The organism is Streptomyces sp. NBC_00190 (assembly GCF_036203305.1).
Taxonomy (GTDB): domain Bacteria; phylum Actinomycetota; class Actinomycetes; order Streptomycetales; family Streptomycetaceae; genus Streptomyces.
Genome location: NZ_CP108131.1, coordinates 4,395,314 through 4,415,985 on the forward strand (window position 1 = coordinate 4,395,314; position 20,672 = coordinate 4,415,985).

The 20,672-nt window shown below is 71.5% G+C and carries 12 protein-coding genes and 1 tRNA gene; 5 read left to right on the forward strand and 8 right to left on the reverse strand.

The window, feature by feature from the left end:
- Positions 1 to 208 precede the first annotated feature (208 nt).
- From topA to OG429_RS21265, 5 genes are all read left to right on the forward strand, one after another.
- Positions 209 to 3,049: a type I DNA topoisomerase gene (gene topA / locus OG429_RS21245; protein WP_328926877.1), complete on the forward strand. Its 2,841-nt coding sequence runs from the start codon at positions 209 to 211 to the stop codon at positions 3,047 to 3,049.
- 208 nt (positions 3,050 to 3,257) lie between these two features.
- Positions 3,258 to 6,422, forward strand: coding sequence for a dTMP kinase (tmk, locus tag OG429_RS21250; protein ID WP_328926878.1), 3,165 nt, complete (start codon positions 3,258 to 3,260; stop codon positions 6,420 to 6,422).
- A 103-nt stretch (positions 6,423 to 6,525) separates the two neighbouring features.
- Positions 6,526 to 7,737 (forward strand): DNA polymerase III subunit delta', encoded by a 1,212-nt coding sequence (locus OG429_RS21255; protein WP_328926879.1) that lies wholly within the window; start codon positions 6,526 to 6,528, stop codon positions 7,735 to 7,737.
- Between the two features lie 260 nt (positions 7,738 to 7,997).
- Positions 7,998 to 9,566, forward strand: coding sequence for an alpha/beta hydrolase (locus OG429_RS21260; protein ID WP_328926880.1), 1,569 nt, complete (start codon positions 7,998 to 8,000; stop codon positions 9,564 to 9,566).
- A gap of 131 nt (positions 9,567 to 9,697) precedes the next feature.
- Positions 9,698 to 9,771: transfer RNA gene (locus tag OG429_RS21265), tRNA-Thr, on the forward strand.
- A 191-nt stretch (positions 9,772 to 9,962) separates the two neighbouring features.
- On the opposite strand, the gene OG429_RS21270 is transcribed toward OG429_RS21265, so the two are convergent.
- The 8 genes from OG429_RS21270 to OG429_RS21305 all read right to left on the reverse strand — a co-directional run bounded on the left by OG429_RS21270 (position 9,963) and on the right by OG429_RS21305 (position 20,640).
- Positions 9,963 to 12,053 (reverse strand): protein kinase domain-containing protein, encoded by a 2,091-nt coding sequence (locus OG429_RS21270; RefSeq protein ID WP_328926881.1) that lies wholly within the window; start codon positions 12,051 to 12,053, stop codon positions 9,963 to 9,965.
- 23 nt (positions 12,054 to 12,076) lie between these two features.
- The gene (locus tag OG429_RS21275) at positions 12,077 to 14,272 is read right to left on the reverse strand and encodes a protein kinase domain-containing protein (RefSeq protein ID WP_328926882.1); all 2,196 of its coding nucleotides are present in this window, start codon (positions 14,270 to 14,272) and stop codon (positions 12,077 to 12,079) included.
- 6 nt (positions 14,273 to 14,278) lie between these two features.
- Positions 14,279 to 15,169: a serine/threonine protein kinase gene (locus tag OG429_RS21280; protein ID WP_328926883.1), complete on the reverse strand. Its 891-nt coding sequence runs from the start codon at positions 15,167 to 15,169 to the stop codon at positions 14,279 to 14,281.
- A gap of 222 nt (positions 15,170 to 15,391) precedes the next feature.
- Entirely contained in the window at positions 15,392 to 15,565 is a 174-nt protein-coding gene (locus tag OG429_RS21285) for a hypothetical protein (protein WP_328926884.1), read from the reverse strand.
- A gap of 58 nt (positions 15,566 to 15,623) precedes the next feature.
- On the reverse strand, positions 15,624 to 16,484 hold the full coding sequence (locus OG429_RS21290; RefSeq protein WP_328926885.1) for an immunity 49 family protein: 861 nt from the start codon (positions 16,482 to 16,484) through the stop codon (positions 15,624 to 15,626).
- 36 nt (positions 16,485 to 16,520) lie between these two features.
- A complete protein-coding gene (locus OG429_RS21295; protein WP_328926886.1) occupies positions 16,521 to 17,372 on the reverse strand; it encodes an immunity 49 family protein in 852 nt (283 codons plus the stop codon).
- Between the two features lie 11 nt (positions 17,373 to 17,383).
- Positions 17,384 to 20,215 carry a hypothetical protein gene (locus OG429_RS21300; RefSeq protein WP_328926887.1) on the reverse strand — a complete coding sequence of 944 codons (2,832 nt, stop codon included), beginning with the start codon at positions 20,213 to 20,215 and terminating at the stop codon, positions 17,384 to 17,386.
- On the reverse strand, positions 20,212 to 20,640 hold the full coding sequence (locus OG429_RS21305) for a DUF6507 family protein (RefSeq protein WP_328926888.1): 429 nt from the start codon (positions 20,638 to 20,640) through the stop codon (positions 20,212 to 20,214). The genes OG429_RS21300 and OG429_RS21305 overlap by 4 nt, the downstream gene beginning before the upstream one ends.
- Positions 20,641 to 20,672 lie beyond the last annotated feature (32 nt).

Consider the following 20,672-nt stretch of genomic DNA (forward strand, 5'->3'; position numbering starts at 1 on the left):
GAGCGCGGCCAGACGGCCCCCCGGGCACCCGGCACGGTGATCGGGAAGGGTCCGGCGCGGCATCCGGGCGGCAGAAACGGCACTTGTCGGGTTACCGTTCGAGTGGCCGTTGCGGGCTTGTGCCGTTTGACACGGGGGCGGGTTGTACCGTCACACTCCGCAGCGTCGCCGTACTGCGACCGAGTGCCGACCGGAGAGAAGAGCCAAGTTGTCCCCGACTAGCGAGACCGCAAAGGGCGGCCGCCGACTCGTCATTGTCGAGTCCCCTGCCAAGGCGAAGACGATCAAGGGCTACCTCGGCCCGGGATACGTCGTCGAGGCGAGCGTCGGGCACATTCGCGACCTCCCGAACGGCGCCGCGGAGGTCCCCGACAAGTACACGGGCGAGGTCCGTCGCCTCGGTGTGGACGTCGAGCACGACTTCCAGCCGATCTACGTCGTCAACGCCGACAAGAAGTCGCAGGTCAGGAAGCTCAAGGAGCTGCTGGCCGACTCCGACGAACTCTTCCTCGCCACCGATGAGGACCGCGAGGGCGAAGCCATCGCGTGGCACCTGCAGGAAGTCCTCAAGCCCAAGGTTCCCGTCCACCGGATGGTCTTCCACGAGATCACCAAGGACGCGATCCGCGACGCCGTCGCCAACCCGCGCGAGCTCAACCAGCGCATGGTCGACGCACAGGAGACCCGGCGCATCCTCGACCGTCTCTACGGCTACGAGGTCTCGCCGGTCCTGTGGAAGAAGGTCATGCCCCGGCTGTCGGCCGGACGCGTCCAGTCCGTGGCCACCCGCCTCGTCGTCGAGCGGGAGCGCGAGCGCATCGCCTTCCGCTCCGCCGAGTACTGGGACCTGACCGGGACCTTCTCCACCGGCCGCGCCGGGGACGCCTCGGACCCGTCCACGCTGGTCGCCCGCCTGAACACGGTGGACGGCAAGCGCGTCGCGCAGGGCCGCGACTTCGGCTCGAACGGGCAGCTCAAGAGCGAGGTGCTGCACCTCGACGAGGCGAACGCCCGGGCGCTTGCCGCCGCGCTGGAAGGCGCCTCGTTCGCCGTCCGCTCGGTCGAGTCCAAGCCGTACCGCCGCTCCCCGTACGCCCCGTTCCGTACGACGACGCTCCAGCAGGAGGCCTCGCGCAAGCTGGGCTTCGGTGCGAAGGCGACCATGCAGGTGGCGCAGAAGCTGTACGAGAACGGCTTCATCACCTACATGCGTACGGACTCCACCACGCTCTCCGACACCGCGGTGTCGGCGGCGCGGGCGCAGGTCACGCAGCTCTACGGGGCCGACTACCTGCCGGAGAAGCCGCGCGTCTACGCCGGCAAGGTCAAGAACGCGCAGGAGGCGCACGAGGCGATCCGCCCCTCGGGTGATCGTTTCCGCACTCCGGCCGAGACCGGCCTGTCCGGCGACCAGTTCCGTCTCTACGAGCTGATCTGGAAGCGGACCGTCGCCTCCCAGATGAAGGACGCGGTCGGCAACTCGGTGACCGTGAAGATCGGCGGCCGGGCCTCGGACGGGCGCGACGCCGAATTCAGCGCCTCCGGCAAGACGATCACCTTCCACGGCTTCATGAAGGCGTACGTCGAGGGCGCTGACGACCCGAACGCCGAGCTCGACGACCGCGAGAAGCGCCTTCCGCAGGTCGCGGAGGGCGACGCGCTCGCCGCCGAGGAGATCACGGCGGACGGCCACTCGACCAAGCCGCCGGCCCGCTACACCGAGGCCTCGCTGGTCAAGGAGCTCGAAGAGCGCGAGATCGGCCGCCCGTCGACGTACGCGTCGATCATCGGCACGATCCTGGACCGCGGCTACGTCTTCAAGAAGGGCACGGCGCTCGTGCCGTCCTTCCTGTCCTTCGCCGTGGTCAACCTGCTGGAGACGCACTTCGGCCGGCTCGTCGACTACGACTTCACCGCGAAGATGGAGGACGATCTCGACCGCATCGCGCGGGGCGAGGCCCAGTCCGTGCCGTGGCTGAAGCGGTTCTACTTCGGTGCCGAGGACGCCTCGGAGGTCGTACCGGCCGACGGTGACGCGCTCGGCGGCCTGAAGGAGCTGGTCACGGACCTGGGCGCGATCGACGCCCGGGAGATCTCCTCCTTCCCCGTGGGCGAGGGCATCGTGCTGCGGGTCGGCCGCTACGGGCCGTACGTCGAGCGGGGCGAGAAGGACGCAGAGGGCCACCAGCGCGCCGACGTACCGGACGACATGGCTCCGGACGAGCTGACGGTCGAGTACGCGGAGGAGCTGTTCGCCAAGCCGAGCGGCGAGTTCGAGCTGGGCAAGGACCCGGTCTCCGGGAACGAGATCTTCGCGAAGGACGGCCGCTACGGGCCGTACGTGACGGAGATCCTGCCCGAGGGCACGCCGAAGACGGGCAAGAACGCGGTCAAGGCGCGGACGGCCTCGCTCTTCAAGTCGATGTCCCTGGACACGGTCACGCTGGACGACGCGCTGAAGCTGATGTCGCTGCCGCGCGTGGTCGGCGTGGACGCGGAGGGCGTGGAGATCACGGCCCAGAACGGCCGCTACGGCCCGTACCTGAAGAAGGGCACGGACTCGCGGTCGCTGGAGACCGAGGACCAGCTGTTCTCGATCACGCTGGACGAGGCGCTGGCCATCTACGCGCAGCCGAAGCAGCGGGGCCGCGCGGCGGCCAAGCCGCCGCTGAAGGAGCTGGGCACCGACCCGGTCAGCGAGAAGCCGGTGGTGGTCAAGGACGGCCGCTTCGGGCCGTACGTGACGGACGGCGAGACGAACGCGACGCTGCGGCGGGACGACGACGTCGAGACGATCACGCCGGAGCGGGGCTACGAGCTGCTCGCCGAGAAGCGGGCGAAGGGCCCGGCCAAGAAGGTGGCGAAGAAGGCCCCCGCCAAGAAGGCCCCGGCGAAGAAGGCCCCGGCCAAGAAGGCGACGGCGACGAAGACCGCTGCCGCGAAGAAGACGACGGCTGCCAAGAAGACCACTGCCGCGGCAGCCGCCAAGAAGACGACGGCGAAGAAGACGGTGACGAAGAAGATCGCTGCCGCCCCGGCGGACGAGTAGCCGCCGCGGCCGCGGTCTCCCGCTCCGCCTGCCCCGGGCCCCTGTGCGACCGCACGGGGGCCCGCGGCGTTTCCGGCGGGACGGGCGGGATCGGCGGGACGGGTCGGTCGGGCGGGGCGGGCGGAGCCCCGGAAGGTGGGTGCGGGGTCACACCGCACCTTGTCCACAGGCCTCCGCAATGGCGAAGCGCAGCGGATAGGCTGGGCGGATGACGCGAGCCGAGCAGCCAGCGGTCGTGACCGCCCCGGCGAACCCCACCTACGACGAAGCCCTAGCCGCGGATTCCCGCGAGCGTGCGGTGCGCGCACTGCTGCGCACCCCCAGGCTGCGCCGGCTGTGGAGCGCCCAGCTGGTGAGCGGCATCGGTGACGCCCTCGCCCTGCTGGTGCTGGTGCTGCTGGCCCTTCAGGCGGCCGTCTCCGAAGGAGCCTTCGGCGACGGCTACCGCGGCGCGGCCCTGGCCGTCGCCGTCGTCTTCGGAGTCAGGATCCTCGCCACCCTGTTCTTCGGCGCGGTCCTGCTGGGCCCGCTGGCCGGGCTCGTCGCCCCCGGCGGCAAGCTGGACCGCCGCTGGACGATGATCGGCGCCGACGGGGTCCGCCTCGGGCTCTTCGTCGTCGCCCCGCTGTGGCTCGACTGGATCCCGGCCCACGCGCTCACCGCGCTGCTGGCCACCGTCTTCGTCGCCGGCGCCGCCGAGCGGCTGTGGACGCTGGCCAAGGACAGCGCCGCTCCCGCCCTGCTGCCGACGCCGCCGCCGGAGGGCGCGACCGTACGGCCGCTCCCGGACCACCTGGACGCGCTGCGGCGGCTGAACCTGCGTACGTCCTTCGCGGCGCTCCCGATCGCAGCGGCCGCGCTGCTGGGCGCGACCCTGGTCGGCAAGGCCCTCGGCCTCGGCGTGGACTGGTTCGCCGAGAACCAGGCCGCCCTCGGCTCGTACGTGGCCTCCGGTCTCTTCGCGGCTTCGGTCTCGCTGCTGCTGCCGCTGGTGCTGCCCGGGGCGAAGACCCCGCGCCCCCGCTCGCCGCTGGAGGGCCTGCGCGCCCCCAAGGCGGGTGACCGGCCCGACAAGGGCCGTACCGGCGCCGTCCCGCTGCTGGTCCTGGCCTGCGCCGCAGTCGCCGGAGCCGTGTCCAGCGCCGTCGCCGTGTCGGTACTGCACGCCTTCGACCTGGGCGGCGGCCCGGCCGCTTTCGCGCTGCTCGTCCTCGCGCTGGTCGGCGGCACCGCCGCCGGCATCCGCGCCACCCAGGCCGGCAAGGTACTGCCCGGCCTGTCGCGGCGCCGTCTGCTGGCCCTCGCCATAGCGGTCGCCGGGCTGGCGCTGCTGCTCGCAGGGCTGGTCCCGGACACGGCGACCGTGCTCTTCCTGTCGCTGTTCGCCGGCACCGCTGCGGGCGTCGCGGCCAACACGGGCCACACCTTGCTGGACCAGGAGACCGAGGAGTTCCGCCGGGCGCGGGTCACCGAGCACCTCCAGGCGGTCGTACGGGTGGCCGTGGCCCTCGGGGCGGTCCTCGCCCCGGTGCTGGCCGCGGTGATCGGCCCGCACCGGCTGACCGGCGCCGAGGTCGTCCTCGCGCACGGCGGCGCCGCTTTCACCCTGATGCTGGTCGGCGCGCTGCTGCTGCCGGTCGCCGCGGTGGTCCTCGCCAAGCTCGACGACCGCAGCGGCGTGCCTCTGCGGCGCGACCTGCGCGAGGCGCTGCGCGGCGGCGAGCCGGTGCAGGCCGCCTCCGGCACCGGATTCTTCATCGCCCTGGAGGGCGGCGACGGAGCCGGCAAGTCCACCCAGGTGGAGGCGCTGGCCGACTGGATACGGGGCAAGGGCCACGAGGTGGTCGTGACGCGTGAGCCGGGGGCCACCCCGGTCGGCAAGCGGCTCCGCTCGATCCTGCTCGACATCTCCTCCGCAGGGCTGTCGAACCGCGCCGAGGCGCTGCTGTACGCCGCCGACCGCGCGGAGCACGTGGACACGGTGGTGCGCCCGGCCCTGGAGCGCGGCGCGGTCGTCATCTCGGACCGCTACATCGACTCCTCGGTGGCCTACCAGGGCGCCGGCCGCGACCTCTCCCCGACGGAGATCGCCCGGATCTCGCGCTGGGCCACCGACGGACTCGTGCCGAACCTGACCGTGCTGCTCGACGTATCGCCGGAGGCGGCGCGGGAGCGGTTCACGGAGGCCCCGGACCGGCTGGAGTCGGAGCCGGCGGAGTTCCACCAGCGGGTGCGGTCCGGGTTCCTGACGCTGGCCGCGGCCGACCCGGGGCGCTACCTGGTGGTCGACGCGGGCCAGGACCCGGACTCGGTGACCACCGTCGTACGGCACCGCCTGGACCGGATGCTCCCGCTCTCCGAGGCCGAGGTGGCCGCCCAGGCCGAGGCCCGGCGCCTCGCCGAGGAAGAGGCCCGGCGCAAGGCCGAGGAAGAGGCGGCACGCAAGGCGCAGGAAGCCCGCCTGAAGGCCGAGGAAGAGGCCCGGCTGGCCCGCGAGGCCGAGGCGGCACGGATCAAGGCCGAGGCGGAAGCCGCCCGCAAGGCGGAGGAAGCCCGGCTGAAGGCCGAGGAAGAGGCAAGGGCCCGGGCCGAGGCCGAGCGGCTGCGCGCCGAGGCCGAGGAGAAGGCGCGCGCGGCGGAGGCGGAGCGGCTGCGCAAGCAGGCCGAGGAGGAGGCCCGGCTGCGGGCCGAGGCCGAGGAGCGGCGGCTGGAGAAGCAGCGGCGGGCCGAGGAGGCCCTGCTGAAGGCCGAGGAGGCGCGCCGACTGGCGGCGGCCGAGGCGGCTGAGGCCGCGGCGAGGGCTGCGGCTGCCGCGGCGGCGGCGGAAGCCGCGTCGGCGGCTCCTTCGGCGCCGGTTTCGGACGGTCCGCATCCGGACGATGCCGTGACGCTCGAGACCCCGGCGCTCAGCCGAGTCGTCCGGCCGGACGACGTGACCCAGACCGTCCCGGTGCCCAAGGCCGATCTGTCGAAGCCGCCGGTCCGCCCGACCGATGAGACGGCTGTTCTGCCGCCGGTCCGCCCGGCCGACGAGACGGCCGTACTGCCGCCGGTCCGCCCGGACGCCGGTGCGCCCGGCCCGGCCGGCTCGTCCGGCCAGGCCCGGTCCGCCTCGCGGCCCACGGCCCGGCGCCCCGAGGGGAACCCGGCCGACCGGGTTCCGCCGGGCATCTTCCGGGACGGCGGCAGCGACCGGACGCGGGAGCTCCCGGCCCTCGGTGACGACGGTCGCCCGCGCCGCCCTCGCCCGGACTGGGCCGAGGAGACCCCGCTGGACGACCTGCCGACGCTGGCGGACGAACTGCTGGGCCGCCGCCGGGACGACGAGTACGGGGACGGCGACGACGAGCGGGGTCCGCGCCGCCGCGGCTGAGCGCGGCGTGACCGGTGGCCGGGCCGGGCGGGACCGGGCCGGGCCGGATTGTCAGTGGCGCGCGCCACAATGGGTGCACGGAGAGTGAAAGGCGGTGGGCGGGATGCCCGTATGGGACGACCTGGTGGGACAGGAGCGGGTCCAGGCGCAGCTGGCCGCCGCCGCTCGTGATGCCGATGCCCTGGTCACCGCCGTCTCGGACGGGACGCCGCCGCCCGCCGCGAACAAGATGACCCACGCCTGGCTGTTCACCGGGCCGCCCGGCTCCGGGCGGTCCACCGCCGCCCGTGCCTTCGCGGCCGCCCTGCAGTGCACCAGCCCCGACCGGACCCTCGGAGGCCAGCCCGGCTGCGGGTTCTGCGACGGCTGCCACACCACTGTGGTCGGCACGCACGCCGATGTGGAGATCGTCCGTACGGATCTGCTGTCCATCGGTGTGAAGGAGACCCGCGACCTGGTCCGCCGGGCGCAGCTCTCCCCGGCCGTCGGCCGCTGGCAGGTCATCGTCCTGGAGGACGCCGACCGCCTCACCGAGGGCGCGGGCAACGTGCTCCTCAAGGCCGTGGAGGAGCCCGCTCCGCGGACGGTGTGGCTGCTGTGCGCGCCCTCGCTGGAGGACGTGCTGCCCACGATCCGGTCCCGTTGCCGACACCTGACGCTGCGCACCCCGCCCGTCGACGCCGTCGCCGAGGTGCTGGTCCGGCGCGACGGCATCGAGCCCGCCGCCGCGGCGGCCGCCGCCCGCGTGACCCAGGGGCACATCGGCCGGGCCCGCAGGCTCGCCACTGACGAGGCCGCCCGTTCCCGTCGGGCCGCCGTGCTCAGGCTCCCGCTCCGAGTCGACGATGTCGGCGGCTGCCTCAAGGCGGCGCAGGAGCTGGTCGACGCCGCCGCCGAGGACGCGAAGCAGGTCGCGGAGGAGGTCGACACGAAGGAGACCGAGGAGCTGAGGGCCGCGCTCGGCGCCGGAGCGGGCGCGGGCAGCCGGATGCCGCGCGGCACGGCGGGCGTGATGAAGGAGCTGGAGGACCGGCAGAAGCGGCGTCGCACCCGCACCCAGCGCGACAGCCTCGACCTCGCGCTGACCGACCTCACTGGCTTCTACCGGGATGTGCTGGCCCTGCAGCTCGGCTCGTCCGTGGCCATCGCCAACGAGGAGATACGCCACGACCTCGACCGGATCGCCCGCGCCTCGGGTCCCGAGCGGACGCTGCGCCGGATCGAGGCGATCATCGCCTGCCGGGACGCCCTGGACCGCAATGTGGCTCCCCTCCTCGCGGTCGAGGCGATGACGATGTCGCTGCGCGCGGGCTGACCGCTGATCCGACAACCTGCCGTGACCGCTGGTCCGACCCTGCTCCGGCCCTGCTCTGACCAGCGGAGCGGGCACCGGAGCGCCGCGCCCGGTCCACGTCCGGTTGACCGGCTCACCCGTACGGGCGGACCGGCCGCCGACGGCGGGACGCACCCGGCCGGTGCCTGGCCCGCGCGGGCCACGGAAGGCGCGCCACCGTCCGGGGCCGGACGGCGGCGGACCACCTCCTGGCCCGGGCCGGCAGCACGTAGGCTCCAAGGATGGACACCAGTCGCCTGCTGCGTACCACTGGGATCGTGATCGCGGCCGCCGGGCTGCTGCTTTCCGGATGCACCTCGGGCGGGTCGGGGGAACCCCGGGCCGTCGCGTCCTCCGAGGCGGTCTCCGGTTCGCCGTCCGCCCGGCCGTCCCCCGATGCGGCGGCGCTGCGCCCGTACTACGAGCAGAAGCTGACCTGGCGCGACTGCGGTGTGCCCGGGTTCCAGTGCGCCACCATGAAGGCGCCGCTCGACTACGCGAACGCCGGCTCCGGCCAGGACGTCGACATCGCGGTGGCCCGCCGGCAGGCCACGGGCCCGGGCAAGCGGCTCGGCTCCCTGGTGGTCAACCCGGGCGGCCCGGGCGGCTCCGGCATCGGGTACCTGCAGGCGTACGCGGGAATCGGCTATCCCGCGGCCGTCCGCGCCCGGTACGACATGGTCTCCTTCGACCCGCGCGGGGTGGCCCGCAGCAGTCCGGTGGAGTGCATGACCGGCCCGCAGATGGACAAGTTCACGCAGGTGGACCAGACGCCGGACGACGCGGCCGAGCGGGCCCGGCTGGTGGCCGCGTTCAAGGAGTTCGCCGTCGGCTGCCAGGAGCGTTCGCAGAAGGTCCTTCCGCACGTCTCCACCGTCGACGCCGCCCGGGACATGGACCTGCTCCGCGGGGTGCTCGGCGACGAGAAGCTCGCGTACGTCGGGGCCTCGTACGGCACCTTCCTCGGGGCGACGTACGCGGACCTCTTCCCGGACCGGGTCGGACGGCTGGTCCTGGACGGAGCGATGGACCCCAGCCGCCCGGCGGTGGACCTGAACCGCGACCAGACGGAGGGCTTCGATACGGCGTTCACCGCCTTCGCCAAGGACTGCGCGAAGCAGCCCGGCTGCCCGCTCGGCACGGGCGATCCCGACGCGATCGCGGCCCGCCTGAAGGACTTCTTCCGCAAGCTCGACGCCCAGCCCGTGCCGACCGGGGAGGACGCCCGTCCGCTGGGCGAGTCCCTCGCGACCACCGGGGTGATCGCGGCGCTGTACGACGAGAGCGCCTGGCCGCAGCTGCGCGAGGCGCTCACGGCGGCGATGAACGGCGACGGCGCGGGCCTGCTGAGCCTGGCCGACAGCTATTACGAGCGCGATCCGGACGGCAAGTACGCCAACCTGATGGCCGCGAACTCCGCCGTCAACTGCCTGGACCAGCCCCCGGCCTTCACCGGCCCGGAGGCGGTCGAGGCCGCCCTGCCGTCCTTCGAGAAGGCCTCCCCGGTCTTCGGCGCCGGCCTGGCATGGGCCTCGCTGAACTGCGCGTACTGGCCGGTGAAGGCCACGGGTGAGGCGAGGGCGCTGACCGGGAAGGGCGCCGCGCCGATCCTGGTGGTCGGCACCACGCGCGACCCGGCGACCCCGTACAAGTGGGCCCAGGCCCTGGCGGGCCAGCTCGACTCGGGCACCCTCCTCACGTACGACGGCGACGGCCACACGGCGTACGGGCGCGGCAGCGCCTGCATCGACACCTCGATCAACCAGTACCTGCTGGAGGGCAAGGTTCCGGCGGACGGCAAGAAGTGCTGACCGGCTGACCGCTCGGCGCCCGATTCCTGACCCCGGAGAACCTGGTTCAGGGCACCCGTCCACACCCTGTAGACTTGGCGCCGCTGCTGATGAGCACACCTCTTCGGGGGAATACTTGTCTGACCAGCGGTGCCGCCTTAGCTCAGTTGGCCAGAGCAACGCACTCGTAATGCGTAGGTCTCGGGTTCGAATCCCGAAGGCGGCTCGGATTAGCCCCAGGACTCACTCGCCGTGACCTGGGGCTTTTTCATGCCCTTATCCGAGCGGGCATGCGGATCTGCTGACCGGGCCGTACCTTCCCGACCCGGGCGGACAGGGTTTGGCGGCACGGCCCGGCACCAGCCGGGATGATGTTGTAGAGCCTCGTCGTGCTGGTTCGGCTCGGGTCTCACCGGATCAGAACACGGGAAGGGCGCCGAGTGACGTGCCGTCCAGGAGGAAGACGCGGTTCGCGTCGGCCGTGAGCCAGTAGCGGGTGGGGTTCTTGATGACGGGGAACACCCACGGCGGCCGGTTCTCGGGCGAGAGGTCGATGACGTTGATGCCCCCTTGGGTCCTGTTGACGGCGACCGACCAGAGGCCGTTCCCCTGCACGACGAGCGGGCTGGGCGGGTCGCATTCGAAGAGACCTGCGTAGACCCAGTCGGTTCCTCCGCCGCTCCGGACGTCGTAGCGGACGGGGACTCCCAGCACAGCTGCGTACACGTGGTCGCCGTGGATGGTCGGAGGGCCCCAGGAGATCGTGCCGCCGTTCGGCGGTTTGGGGTTCTCGGCCGACCAGAGGTCCTTTCCGTCGACGATGTCGAGGGCGGAGAGGTTCTTTCCCGTCACGCACAGGGAGCGTCCCGACAGGGCGACCTTGGCCCGGCCGTCGTCGGACTGCTTGCGGCGGTCCCATGCCTTGCGGCCGTCGGTCGTGTCGAGGGCGACCAGCGACCCGTCCGCAGCCGTGATGACCAGCCGGCCCTGGGCCGCCAGGCCGCGCGAGGCGGCCTTCGTGCCCAGGTCCGCGTCGACGTCGACGGTCCAGCGGATCTTGGCATCGGACCGGCCGATGGCGCGCACCCGCCCGTCCTTGGTGATCAGGTAGACGGCTTCGTCGTCCGCGTCGAGGAGGGATGCGGCTTCCGCCGGGGACGTCCACTTGGGCTCGCCGGTCGAGGCGACGAAGGTCGTGAGGGTGCCGTTCCGGTCGGTGGCCGCCACCAGTTGGCCGGAGAGGGACAGGTAGCGGTTGGCAGCCACCGCCTCCGGCGCCGACCATCGGAGGGTGCCGTCGACGACGCTGCGCGCGGCGATGCCGCCCTTCGGTGCTCCGACGATGACGACGTCGCGTACGGGGAGGGGCGCGGGCGATTCCTCCGACAGCGCCGAGGGGACGCTCCACAGCGGCTTGGCGGTCTCGCCGAGGACGTAGTCACCCTTCTTCGGGTCCAGGACGCGGGCCTGCGGGGTCTGTACGGCCGGAGGGATGTCGAAGGGGCCGCTTCCCTTCCGGATCCACCACACGGCGCCGCCGCCGACCGCGAGCACGGATCCGCCGACCGCAAGGCCCGTCAGCAGGCGCCGACGTGAGACGGAGCGCGGTGCGACCCCGCCCGGCGCCGTGGTCAGCAGATGGAGGCTGTGCTCGCGGGTCGTGATGTCCTGCGCGATCGATCCCTGCCGCCACGCGCGTTCGGCGCCTCGGGGCGGGGCGAAGGAACGGATGATCTCGTCCGGCAGGGGCCGGGACGCCGGGTCCTTGGCAAGGCACGCGCCGACCAACGGCTGGAGCGGGGGCGGTACTCGGTCCAGGCGCGCCTCTCCGTGGACCACCTCGTACTGCACGGCGGCGACGTGTGAACCCTCGTACGCGTGCTGCCCGCCGGCCGCGTACACCAGGACCGCACCCAGGGAGAAGACGTCGGCCGGTGGACCGACGCGCTGCCCGAGGACCTGCTCGGGCGCACCGTAGCCGGGGGTGACCGGGACCTGGCCGGTGGCGGTGAGGGTGAGGCCGTGTTCGGGGCGGGCGATGCCGAAGTCGATGACGCGGGGGCCCGTCGCGGTGAGCACGATGTTGGCGGGCTTCAGGTCCCGGTGGACGAGGCCGGCGGCGTGGATGTCGCGGAGCGCCTGGGCGAGCGCCGCCGCGAGGGCCCGTACCGTCGGTTCGTCGAACGGCCCGTGGGAGCGGACGGCATCCGCGAGTGTCGGCCCGGTCAGGAACTCGGTGGCGATCCACGGACGCCCGCCCTCCGTCCGGGCGTCCAGGACGCGGGCCACGGACCCGCCGGTGACCGACCTGGCCATCTGGGCCTCGCGGACGAATCGTTGCGTGAGGTTCGGGTCGTGCGTCAGGTGGGGGTGCAGCACTTTGACGGCGGCGGCGTGCCCCTCGCTGTCCTGACCGACGTACACCTTGCCCATGCCTCCTTCGCCGAGCACGGCGAGGATGCGGTACGGGCCCAGTCGGATCGGGTCTCCGGATTCCAGGGGCTTCATTGCGTGTGAGGCTTTCTGTGAGCTCAAGCGAGGGGATAAGCGGCGGTGTATTCGTCGCCGATGGCGATGAGCCGCCTGGCGGACGCGTCGGCGAAGTACCGCGCCTTGGCGGCTTTGAAGGGACGGGTCGCTGCGCCGGTGCGGATGTCCGCGGCCACCAGTCCGGACGAAGCCCTGCTGTACGCGTACACGTACGCGATCCCGACCGCAGGCGGGGTGTCGAGGTCCTCGGCCGGGACCGCGCGGCTCTTCTCCGCCCACCGCAGTGTGCCGCTCGTGGCGTCGAGCGCGACCATGCCGCGGCCTTCCTCCACCGCGTACACCACGCCGTCCTTGACGGCCGGAGGGCTGAACCGCGCCCCTGGTGTTGCCCCGTCGAAGCGCCAGGCCGCCTTGCCGTCGGCCAGGCCGAGCGCGACGAGTTCACCCGCCGACGGGTACACGTGCCGGTCGTCCACGGCCAGGTGAGCACGGTTGAGCGCCGACTGCTTGCCGTCGAGCGGCCGGTCCCACAGGGCCTTGCCCGTCAGCGCGTCGTGTACGGCAAGGCGCGGTTCTCCGTCAGCGGACTGCTGGACGAGGACCAGGTACCTGCCCACGGCCTGGGCGGACAGGAAGTGCAGGCGCTCGGACGTGTCCGGCCGGGCGGGGAGAGGGACCTCCCAGAGTTTTTTCCCCGAGCGGGTGTCGACGCCCAGCAGGAAATACGTCTGGTCCTTGCCGAAGCCCGCTTTCGTATGGGGGCCTCGGCCTCCCACCAGGTAGACGGTTTCGCCCGTCGCGCAGAGCAGTTGGTTTCCGTAGAGGATCGCTCTCAGGTCCTTGAGTTCACCGAACGGGGCCTTGAGCCTTCCGGTGGCCGGATCGACGGTGGAGACCTTCAGCGGATCGGTCTCTTCGAGGGTGTAGTCGGTGGCGTAGATCTGCTTGCCGTCCGTGGCGGTCCGGCGCATGAAATGGACACCGGGGTCCGGCCACTTCGCCGCTCCTGTCGCGGGATCCAGGCCTTGTACGCCGTACTCACCTACGACGAGCAGTCCGTCCAGGACGAGCGGCGCGGGGGGAATGAGCGGGGCGGCGTAGCTCGTCGGCACCTGCCAGAGCAGGTCCCACGCGGGTTCCTTCGAGGCGACGGCGGGTGGCTTCGGGCCGGTGTCCTGACGGCCCAGCCATGCCCAGGCGCCGGCTCCGACCGCTGCCGCTCCGAGTACGGAACTCCCCCCGAGGGCCAGGAGCCCCCGGCGGGACAGGAGGGACGGGGGGGACGGGGTGGACGGGGTGCCGCTCGGGAAGGTTTCGGCGAGGTCGTGTTCCGGTGGGGCCGGGAGGCGTTGGGGCCGGGCATGCCAGACGCCGCCGACGCGGCGGGCGATCTCCATGAGCAGGGGCTCGGGGAGATGGCCGGCGAAGCCGCCCTGCCCGGGGCGCAGCTGGGCGGCGAGGTCGGTGGTGGAGGGGCGGTCGTAGGGGTTCTTGCTGAGGCAGCGGGTCAGGACCGGGAGCAGGGCCGGAGGGACTCCGGTGAGGTCGGGGTCGGCGTAGCGGACGCGGTAGATGAGGTCGGCGTGCTGTCCGGTGCCGAAGGGCCCGTGGCCGGTGGCTGCGTAGGTGAGGACGCCGGCGAGTGCGAAGACGTCCCCCGCAGAGGTGTGTTCCTGGCCGGTCGCCTGCTCGGGGGACATGAAGGCGGGCGTGCCCGCGGCGGTACCGGTGCGGGTGAGGTGGTCGTCGCCGATGGCACGGGCGATGCCGAAGTCGATGACTTTGGGACCGTCTGCCGTGATCATGATGTTGGAGGGCTTGAGGTCGCGGTGGACGACGTCCGAGGCGTGGAGCTGGCCCAGAGCCGCACACAGCAGGGCTCCCAGCGCGCGTACCGCGGGCTCGGGGAGCGGTCCCGCGATGGAGACGGCGTCGTCGAGGGGCGGGCCGAGAACGTACTCGGTGGCCAGCCAGGGGGTTTCGGCGAGCGGGTCGGCGTCGAAGACCCGGGCGCCGTGGACGGGGCCGATGACGCGGGCCGCGTCCACTTCGAGGCGGAAGCGGGTGCGGACGGCGGGGTCGGTGGCGATGCGGGCGTGCATCGTCTTCAGCGCTGCGGTACGGCCCGTGGCCGACCGGGCGAGGTAGACGGTGCCCATGCCGCCGCTGCCCAGACGGGCGATGAGCCGGTAGGTGCCGAGCAGGTGCGGGTCGTCGTGGGTGAGCGGGGAGAGCATCAGCCGTCAGTCCAGGGGAGCAGGAACAGGGAGTTCAGCCGCGAGGACCTGCGCCGACTGGCGCGCGAGCGCGGCGACCACGCTTGCCGGCAGGGGGATCGGGGCGGCCGTGTCCAGGACGGTGGCCTGGTGTGCCGCCGTACTCGCGGCCGACTCCAGGCGGGTGAGGACCTGGTGCGCCTGCGGACGCCTCTCGGGATCGCGCGAGAGGCATGCCGCGATCAATTCGCGGATGAAGGAGGGAAGTTCGTCGCGTTCGGGGACGGTGTGGCCGGTTGCCGCGTAGGCGAGTACCGCCCCCAGGGCGTACACGTCGCCCAGCGGGCGCGGCCGTCCACCGGCCGCCTGTTCCGGGGCGAGACTGCCGGAGTCGAGGCCCGGCAGGCCGCTGCGCGCCTCCCCGTCCGGGGCTGCGGCCCGTACCGCCCCGAAGCAGCTGAGGCGGGGGCCTTCGGTGGTGAGCAGTACGGCGGCGGGGGACAGGCCCGCGTGCGTCACCCCGTGCGCGTGGGCGGTGGCCAGGGTCTGGGCGAGGGTGGCGCCCAGGGCCCGTACGAACGGCTCGGGCAGCGGACCGCCGTGAGCTCGCAGGGCGGCGGGGAGCGGGAGAGCGGGGACGTACGGCGCCGTGCACCAGGGGAGGTCCGCCGTGCCGCCGACCTCCCCGACCGGCAGGAATCCCCGTATCGAGAGCCGACGGGCCCCCTCCGCCTCGATCGCCCAGCGGGTCGGGTCGGCGTCGGTGCGCGGGAGGCAGGCAAGGAACGTGTGGTCGCCGTCGGCGCTGCGGGCGATGAAGCGGCGTGCGGGAACGGCTTGTTCGGAATCCGCGTCGAGCCGGGCCAGGGTGATGTGGGGCCCGGTCCGTGGAGGGTCGTCATGACGCAGCGGTTCCATGCGCGTCTCCCCCCCGGTATGTGATGAGCCAGGACAAGCCTACTCAAGCGCCCGTGCGGGGCCGGAGGGAGGCGTCGCAGGCGTGCGCGGAGCCAGTGGGTCTGGAGCGTGTCGACCCGGTGCCGGACGTACTCGTCGTAGCCGTTGTAGCCGTTGTAGGCGATGCGGTGGAGCGGGACCTGGGACAGCTCGGTCATCCGCTTCCGGCCGCGGCCGAGTTCCTCAGTCCACGCCTCGCCACTTGGCTGCGGCGACCGTGAGCATCAGCGCGTCATGGCGGTCGAATTCCGACTCCTCGATCTCTGCAAGCGCCTCCTGGGCCATGCTCACGATCGGCGCCATGGTTTCGGCCGCGTTGTCGGTACGGAACGCGTGGCGGGAGAGGACGGTGGTCATGCGTGTGCCTTACGTGGGTTACCTTGCCGGGCGCGTGCGTCCCCTGCGGCCTGCGGCTCTACGCGTCGAACTCGCCGCGCCAGGCGAAATCGAGGAGGGCCTCGGGGAGGTAGTCGGACTGGACCTCGACGGGGATGCCGTTGGCCTTGGCCAGGCAGGCGATCGCCAGCGGGGCGAGAGCAACGACGCCCAGGATGTTGCGGGTGCGGTCCTCGTCTGCGGTCCAGTACTCCTTGTGCCAGCGGACGGCGTCGGCCAGGGCGTCGTTGAAGCCGGCGGGGTCGTTGCGCAGGTAGCGGTAGAGCATCATGATCGGCGGGTAGCGGAGCTTGGTCATCTCGTCCGCGTCGACGACATGGGCGTGCTCGGCCGCGCTCAGGTCCACAGCGCGCACCAGGTGCGTGCGCAGGTCGTCGCGGCGGAGCCAGAAGCTCTGGAGGGTCTCCACCCAGGCGTAGGTGTACTCGTCCAGCGTGCCGCCGAAGTCGCGCAGCAGGGAGACCGGGATCCGGGCCAGCATGTTGAGGCGAGCGGCTTCACGGCAGATCATCGCGAGGTAGAAGGCGTCGAGCCAGGTGTCCGCGTTGAGGTAGGTCTGGGGCCCGGTGGTGGCGAGGTGGCGCTCCTCCTGGCGGATCTTGCAGGTGACCGTTTCCCGGTCGGGATCGGCGGCGGCGAACACGGCAGAGTGCACCTGCATGGCCAGCAGCCAGGATTCCCAGGTCTCCAGCATGCCGGCCGTGGGATCCTCGACACAGCGGACGAGAGCGACGTTCAGCGACTCCATGACCACGTCTGACCTGGAGTTGTGTGAGGTCTCGATCTTCTCCAGCGAATAGGACAGCGACCCCTCCATGACGGGAACCACCGCTGCCATATCGTCCTTCGGATAGTCCTGGCGGGACAGGATCATGGTCATGGGCGTATCCCGATGAGTACGGCGGTTATATGCGCCTTACGTGGGGAATTCGCCGCACCAGTTGCGGCCAAGGAGAGTGGCGGGCAGGTACTCGGACTCGACTTCGATGGGGATGCCCGCATCGTGGGCGATGCAAGCCATGGCGAGCGGTGCGAGCGCGACGAAACCCGATGCCTGGAGTGCCCTGCTCTCTTCGCTCCAGTAGTCCTTGTGCCAGTCGAGGGCGGTAGCGAGTGCACGGTTGAATCCGTCGTTGTCCTTGCGGATGAACCGATGGAACATCTCCATCGGCGGGTACACCAGCCGGCCGACCATCTGGGGGTCTGCGACGACTTCGGGCTCCGTGCGGTCTACCGCGGCCACCAGCTTTGGTACGAGCTCAGGGCCACCGAGCCAGTAGGTCTGGAGGGTGTCGATCCAGGCGTAGTGGTACTCCTCGAAGCGCGACCCGTTCTCCCGGAGCAAAGACAGAGGTACCCGGCACAGGGCTGTGATCCTGTCCCGTTCCCGGCACACCACGGCCAGGTAGAAGGCGCTGAGCCACGCGTCCGGCTGTACGTACCACTCTGGACCGGTGGCTTTGAGCGCGCGGTCCTTGTGCGCGATACGACACTGCACCTGTTCTTCGGACGTGGTCGCGGCGGCGAACACGGCGGAGCTCGTTTGCATCGCGTTCACCCAGGCATCCCAGGTGGGAAAGATCGATGCCCTCGGGTCGACAAGGCAACGTGACTGGGCCAAGGTGAGCGTGGTGCGCTGGGCATCACCCAGGTCGGTGGAGTCTTCCTCCAGCCCGTCGATCAGTTCCTGCGCGTTCTCTTGGAGTATGGCGAGGCCTTCTTCTGCCCTGCCCGTGGGAACGGGGTGACGGGGGATGATCGAGACCAACGCAATTCTCCTTAGAAGAGCTTGAAGTGTTTGAGCTCGGCCCCAGCATACTGGCCGGTGTTTTCGGCAGCCTGGACGAGGACGTAGCGCAGAGTCTTGTTCTTGATGGCTTTCCGGATTTCCGCGGCGTACTTGCCGTCGGCCGGCGAGGTGGCAACACGGCCTTCCATTTCGGCAACAATGGTGCGGACGTACTCGATGGATCCCTGTTTCACCATGAACCGGTCGAAGTCGCCGGCGCCTTGACGCCAGTCCAGCGTACCGTTGGGGCTCTTCGCCTCGACGATCACTAGGTTGCCGTCCTTGTCGCGCCACAGCTGGTCGAATGCCCTCGACCCGTTGGGCGTCTCCGGCAACGGCGGATCGTCGACCTCCTTGGCGCCCTTGAACTCGTCCTGGAGAAGCATGTGGTGCCTTGCGGCCTCTTCTCCAAGGGCCTCGCCGAGCTTGGTGTTGTTGGGTACGTCCTTGCCGACCGTGAGGTTGTAGTGCTCCAGCGCCTTATCCAGCTCCAGCGCGTTCCCAACGCTCGGATCCTTGGCAAAGGCCTTTTCCCACTTGGTCAGGTCCATGCCCGCCCGACGCTTGGCCGCAACCTCGTCAAGGTGGTTCAGACCCTGAGGGTCAACGGTATCCCGGCCCCTCACCAGGTCTTCGAGGTGGAAGCCACCCGGGTCCGCGTGCGGCAATTGGCTAGTGGCAATCCAACTACCGTCCTTCTCAATGAGCTTCGGCAGGAGTTGGCCGTCGACCAACATGTCGGCATCGTTTCGCTTGCCGAGCCCCCACTTGTCGTAGTGCTCCGCGCGCCAGACCGGGTCCTCGTTGGCCAGCCGAACGTGCTCGCGGGTGATGGCCATGCTTTCCTCGGGCGTCCGCTGCTTGGGCGGGACCTCGCGGGCAGCCTCGTACTCCGCACGGTGCGCTGCGCGGGTCGCCTCATCGAGGGGGGCCGAGGACGGGGCATCCGGGTGGCCGCCGCCCGTGCCGGGCCCGTCCGGGTGGGTACCGCCGGTTGACGGGCCGTCCGGGTGGCCTGGGCCGGTGGGACCGTCGCCGTGGCCGCCGGTGCCCGGGGTGTCCGGGTGGGTGCCGCCCCCGCTCGGAGCGTCGGTGCCGTGGGTGGACGGGGTGTCCGGGTGGCCGCCGCGGGGGGTGTTGTTCAGGTCGCCCCGCGGCATGTTGTCCGGGGCGTGGCCGCCGGGGGTGTGGTCCGGGGTGTGGCCGCCGGGGGTGTGGTCCGGGGTGTGGCCGGTCGGGGCGTGGTCGCCCGCGTGGACCGGGTCGGAGATGTCGGAGCCGAGGCGGATGCCGTCGTCGCCTCGGCCGCCGACGGACACCAGCTCGCGCTCCGGGACCTTGACCGAGGCCGGGGAGTCCACCTTCGGGGCGTCGACGCGCGGGGTGTCCGCGCCCGCGTCCGGCTTGCCCGTCGGGGCGTCCTCGGCGTGGTGCGTGATGTCGCCCGCGGCGTCGTAGATGTTGCCCTTGGGGTCCATGAACTGCGCCGGACCGTCCACCGGCAGCTTCACCGAGCCCGGCGGCAGCGTGGCCGTGCCCTCGGGGAGCTTGATGTTGCCGTCCGGGAGTTTGATCGCCCCGTCCGGGATCGCGGTGCCCTCGGGGAGGTGGATCGCACCGTCGGGGAGATGGACGGCACCCTCGGGGAGGGCGATCGCGCCGTCCACGTTGATGTTCGGGACCTCGATCTTGCCCAGGCCCTTCAGCCCGGCCATCACGTCGCCGATCTTCGAGATGCCCGCGCCCGCGCCCTTGAAGACGTACGTCATCGGGTCGATGGCCCGCCCGGCCTTGCCCGCGAACGACAGCGCCTTGGCCACCGCGCCCGCCTTGCCCGCACCCGACGCCGCACCGCCCGCACCGCCGGTGAATACGGTCGTCACCACGTTGAAGGTGACCGCACCCGCCGCACGCGACGGGTTCGAGCCCCACTGGTCCCACGCCAGCAGCGCCTTGCCCGTTTCCTTCATCGCCGTACGCGAATCACGCAGCCACGACGGAAGCTTGTCGTCGGGGGCCGCCAGATACGCCGGACCCACGATCGGCAGGGTGGAGATCGCAAGGCCCGTCGCCAGCTTCGCCAGGCCCGTCCAGGCCTGACCCGCCGCGTCCCAGCCCTGGAAGCCGACGAGCGTGCCCAGGCCGACGATCGTGCCCCACACACCGTCGACGATCACGCCCTTGCCGAAGTCGTAGGCGTGCTCCCACACCTGCCACCACGGCACCGACTCCTCCACCGCGTCACCCCACGGCAGCGACTTCGACTGCTTCAGGGCCTCGGCGTCGTAGCCGTACATGCCCTCGCCGTGCGAGCCGTCGTCCTTCTTCAGGGCGGGCCCGCCCACCAGAGCGACGATCTTCGCGTGAGCAGCGCGTTCCACCTCCTGGAACTGCGCCCACACTTCGGCGATGTCATTGCGGCGATCGAGGTTCTCCTCGATCAGATCGCCGTCCTCGCGCCACTTCTTGTCGTCGGACACCTTCGAACGAAACGCTTCCGCTTCCTTCTTCAGGTGCTCCAGCTTCTTCACCAGCGGTTCGACATCGCGACTGTACGTACCCAGCGCCCCCGCGATGGTGCACATGTCGGAACTCAGCTTCAGCCCGAGGTCGGCGACCGGCTTGGTCGTCGCGAACAGCTGGTCCGCCTCCGGCGCCTGGTAGAACGCCTGCAGCCCGCCGAAACTGGTGTGGACGTCACTGGCCTTCGTGGAGACCGTCGCCCCGCCCGACGAGATCTCCTTCACCTTCGCGTCCAGCACCGCCAGATCGCCGGTGAAGACGGGTATCTCGGCCGGATCGACGGGTGCGTTGCCGCTCACTTCTTCCCCCCCGGCTGTTCGCGCAGGACGTCCAGATTCATGGCCCTTGCCGCGTCCTGAGCGGCCTTGGCCTGGTCCAGGTCGCCTTCGAGGTACTCGTTCGTCGCCTTGACCGCGCCGAGGATGCAGGCCTCGATGCGGTGCGCCATCGACTCCAGTTCCTTCTTGCGGCCCTCCAGGTACGTACCCAGAGCGGCCGCGACCGGGCCCATCGCCTTATGCGACAGCGGAGGCTTGCCCGGCGCCACCGGACCCTGCACCTTGGTCTCGGCCGCCGAGCCGGGCACGGCCGTGCCCGCTGCCTGGGCCGCCTCCGACATGTTCGTGATCAGGGAGTTCAGGGCCTTCTCCAGCTCGCCGGCATTCCCGCCGACGGTCTTCAACTGACCCTGCACACCCTGCGGCTTGATGTCCCACGACGTCATCGACGACCCACCCCCGTGTAGCCCGCTGCCAT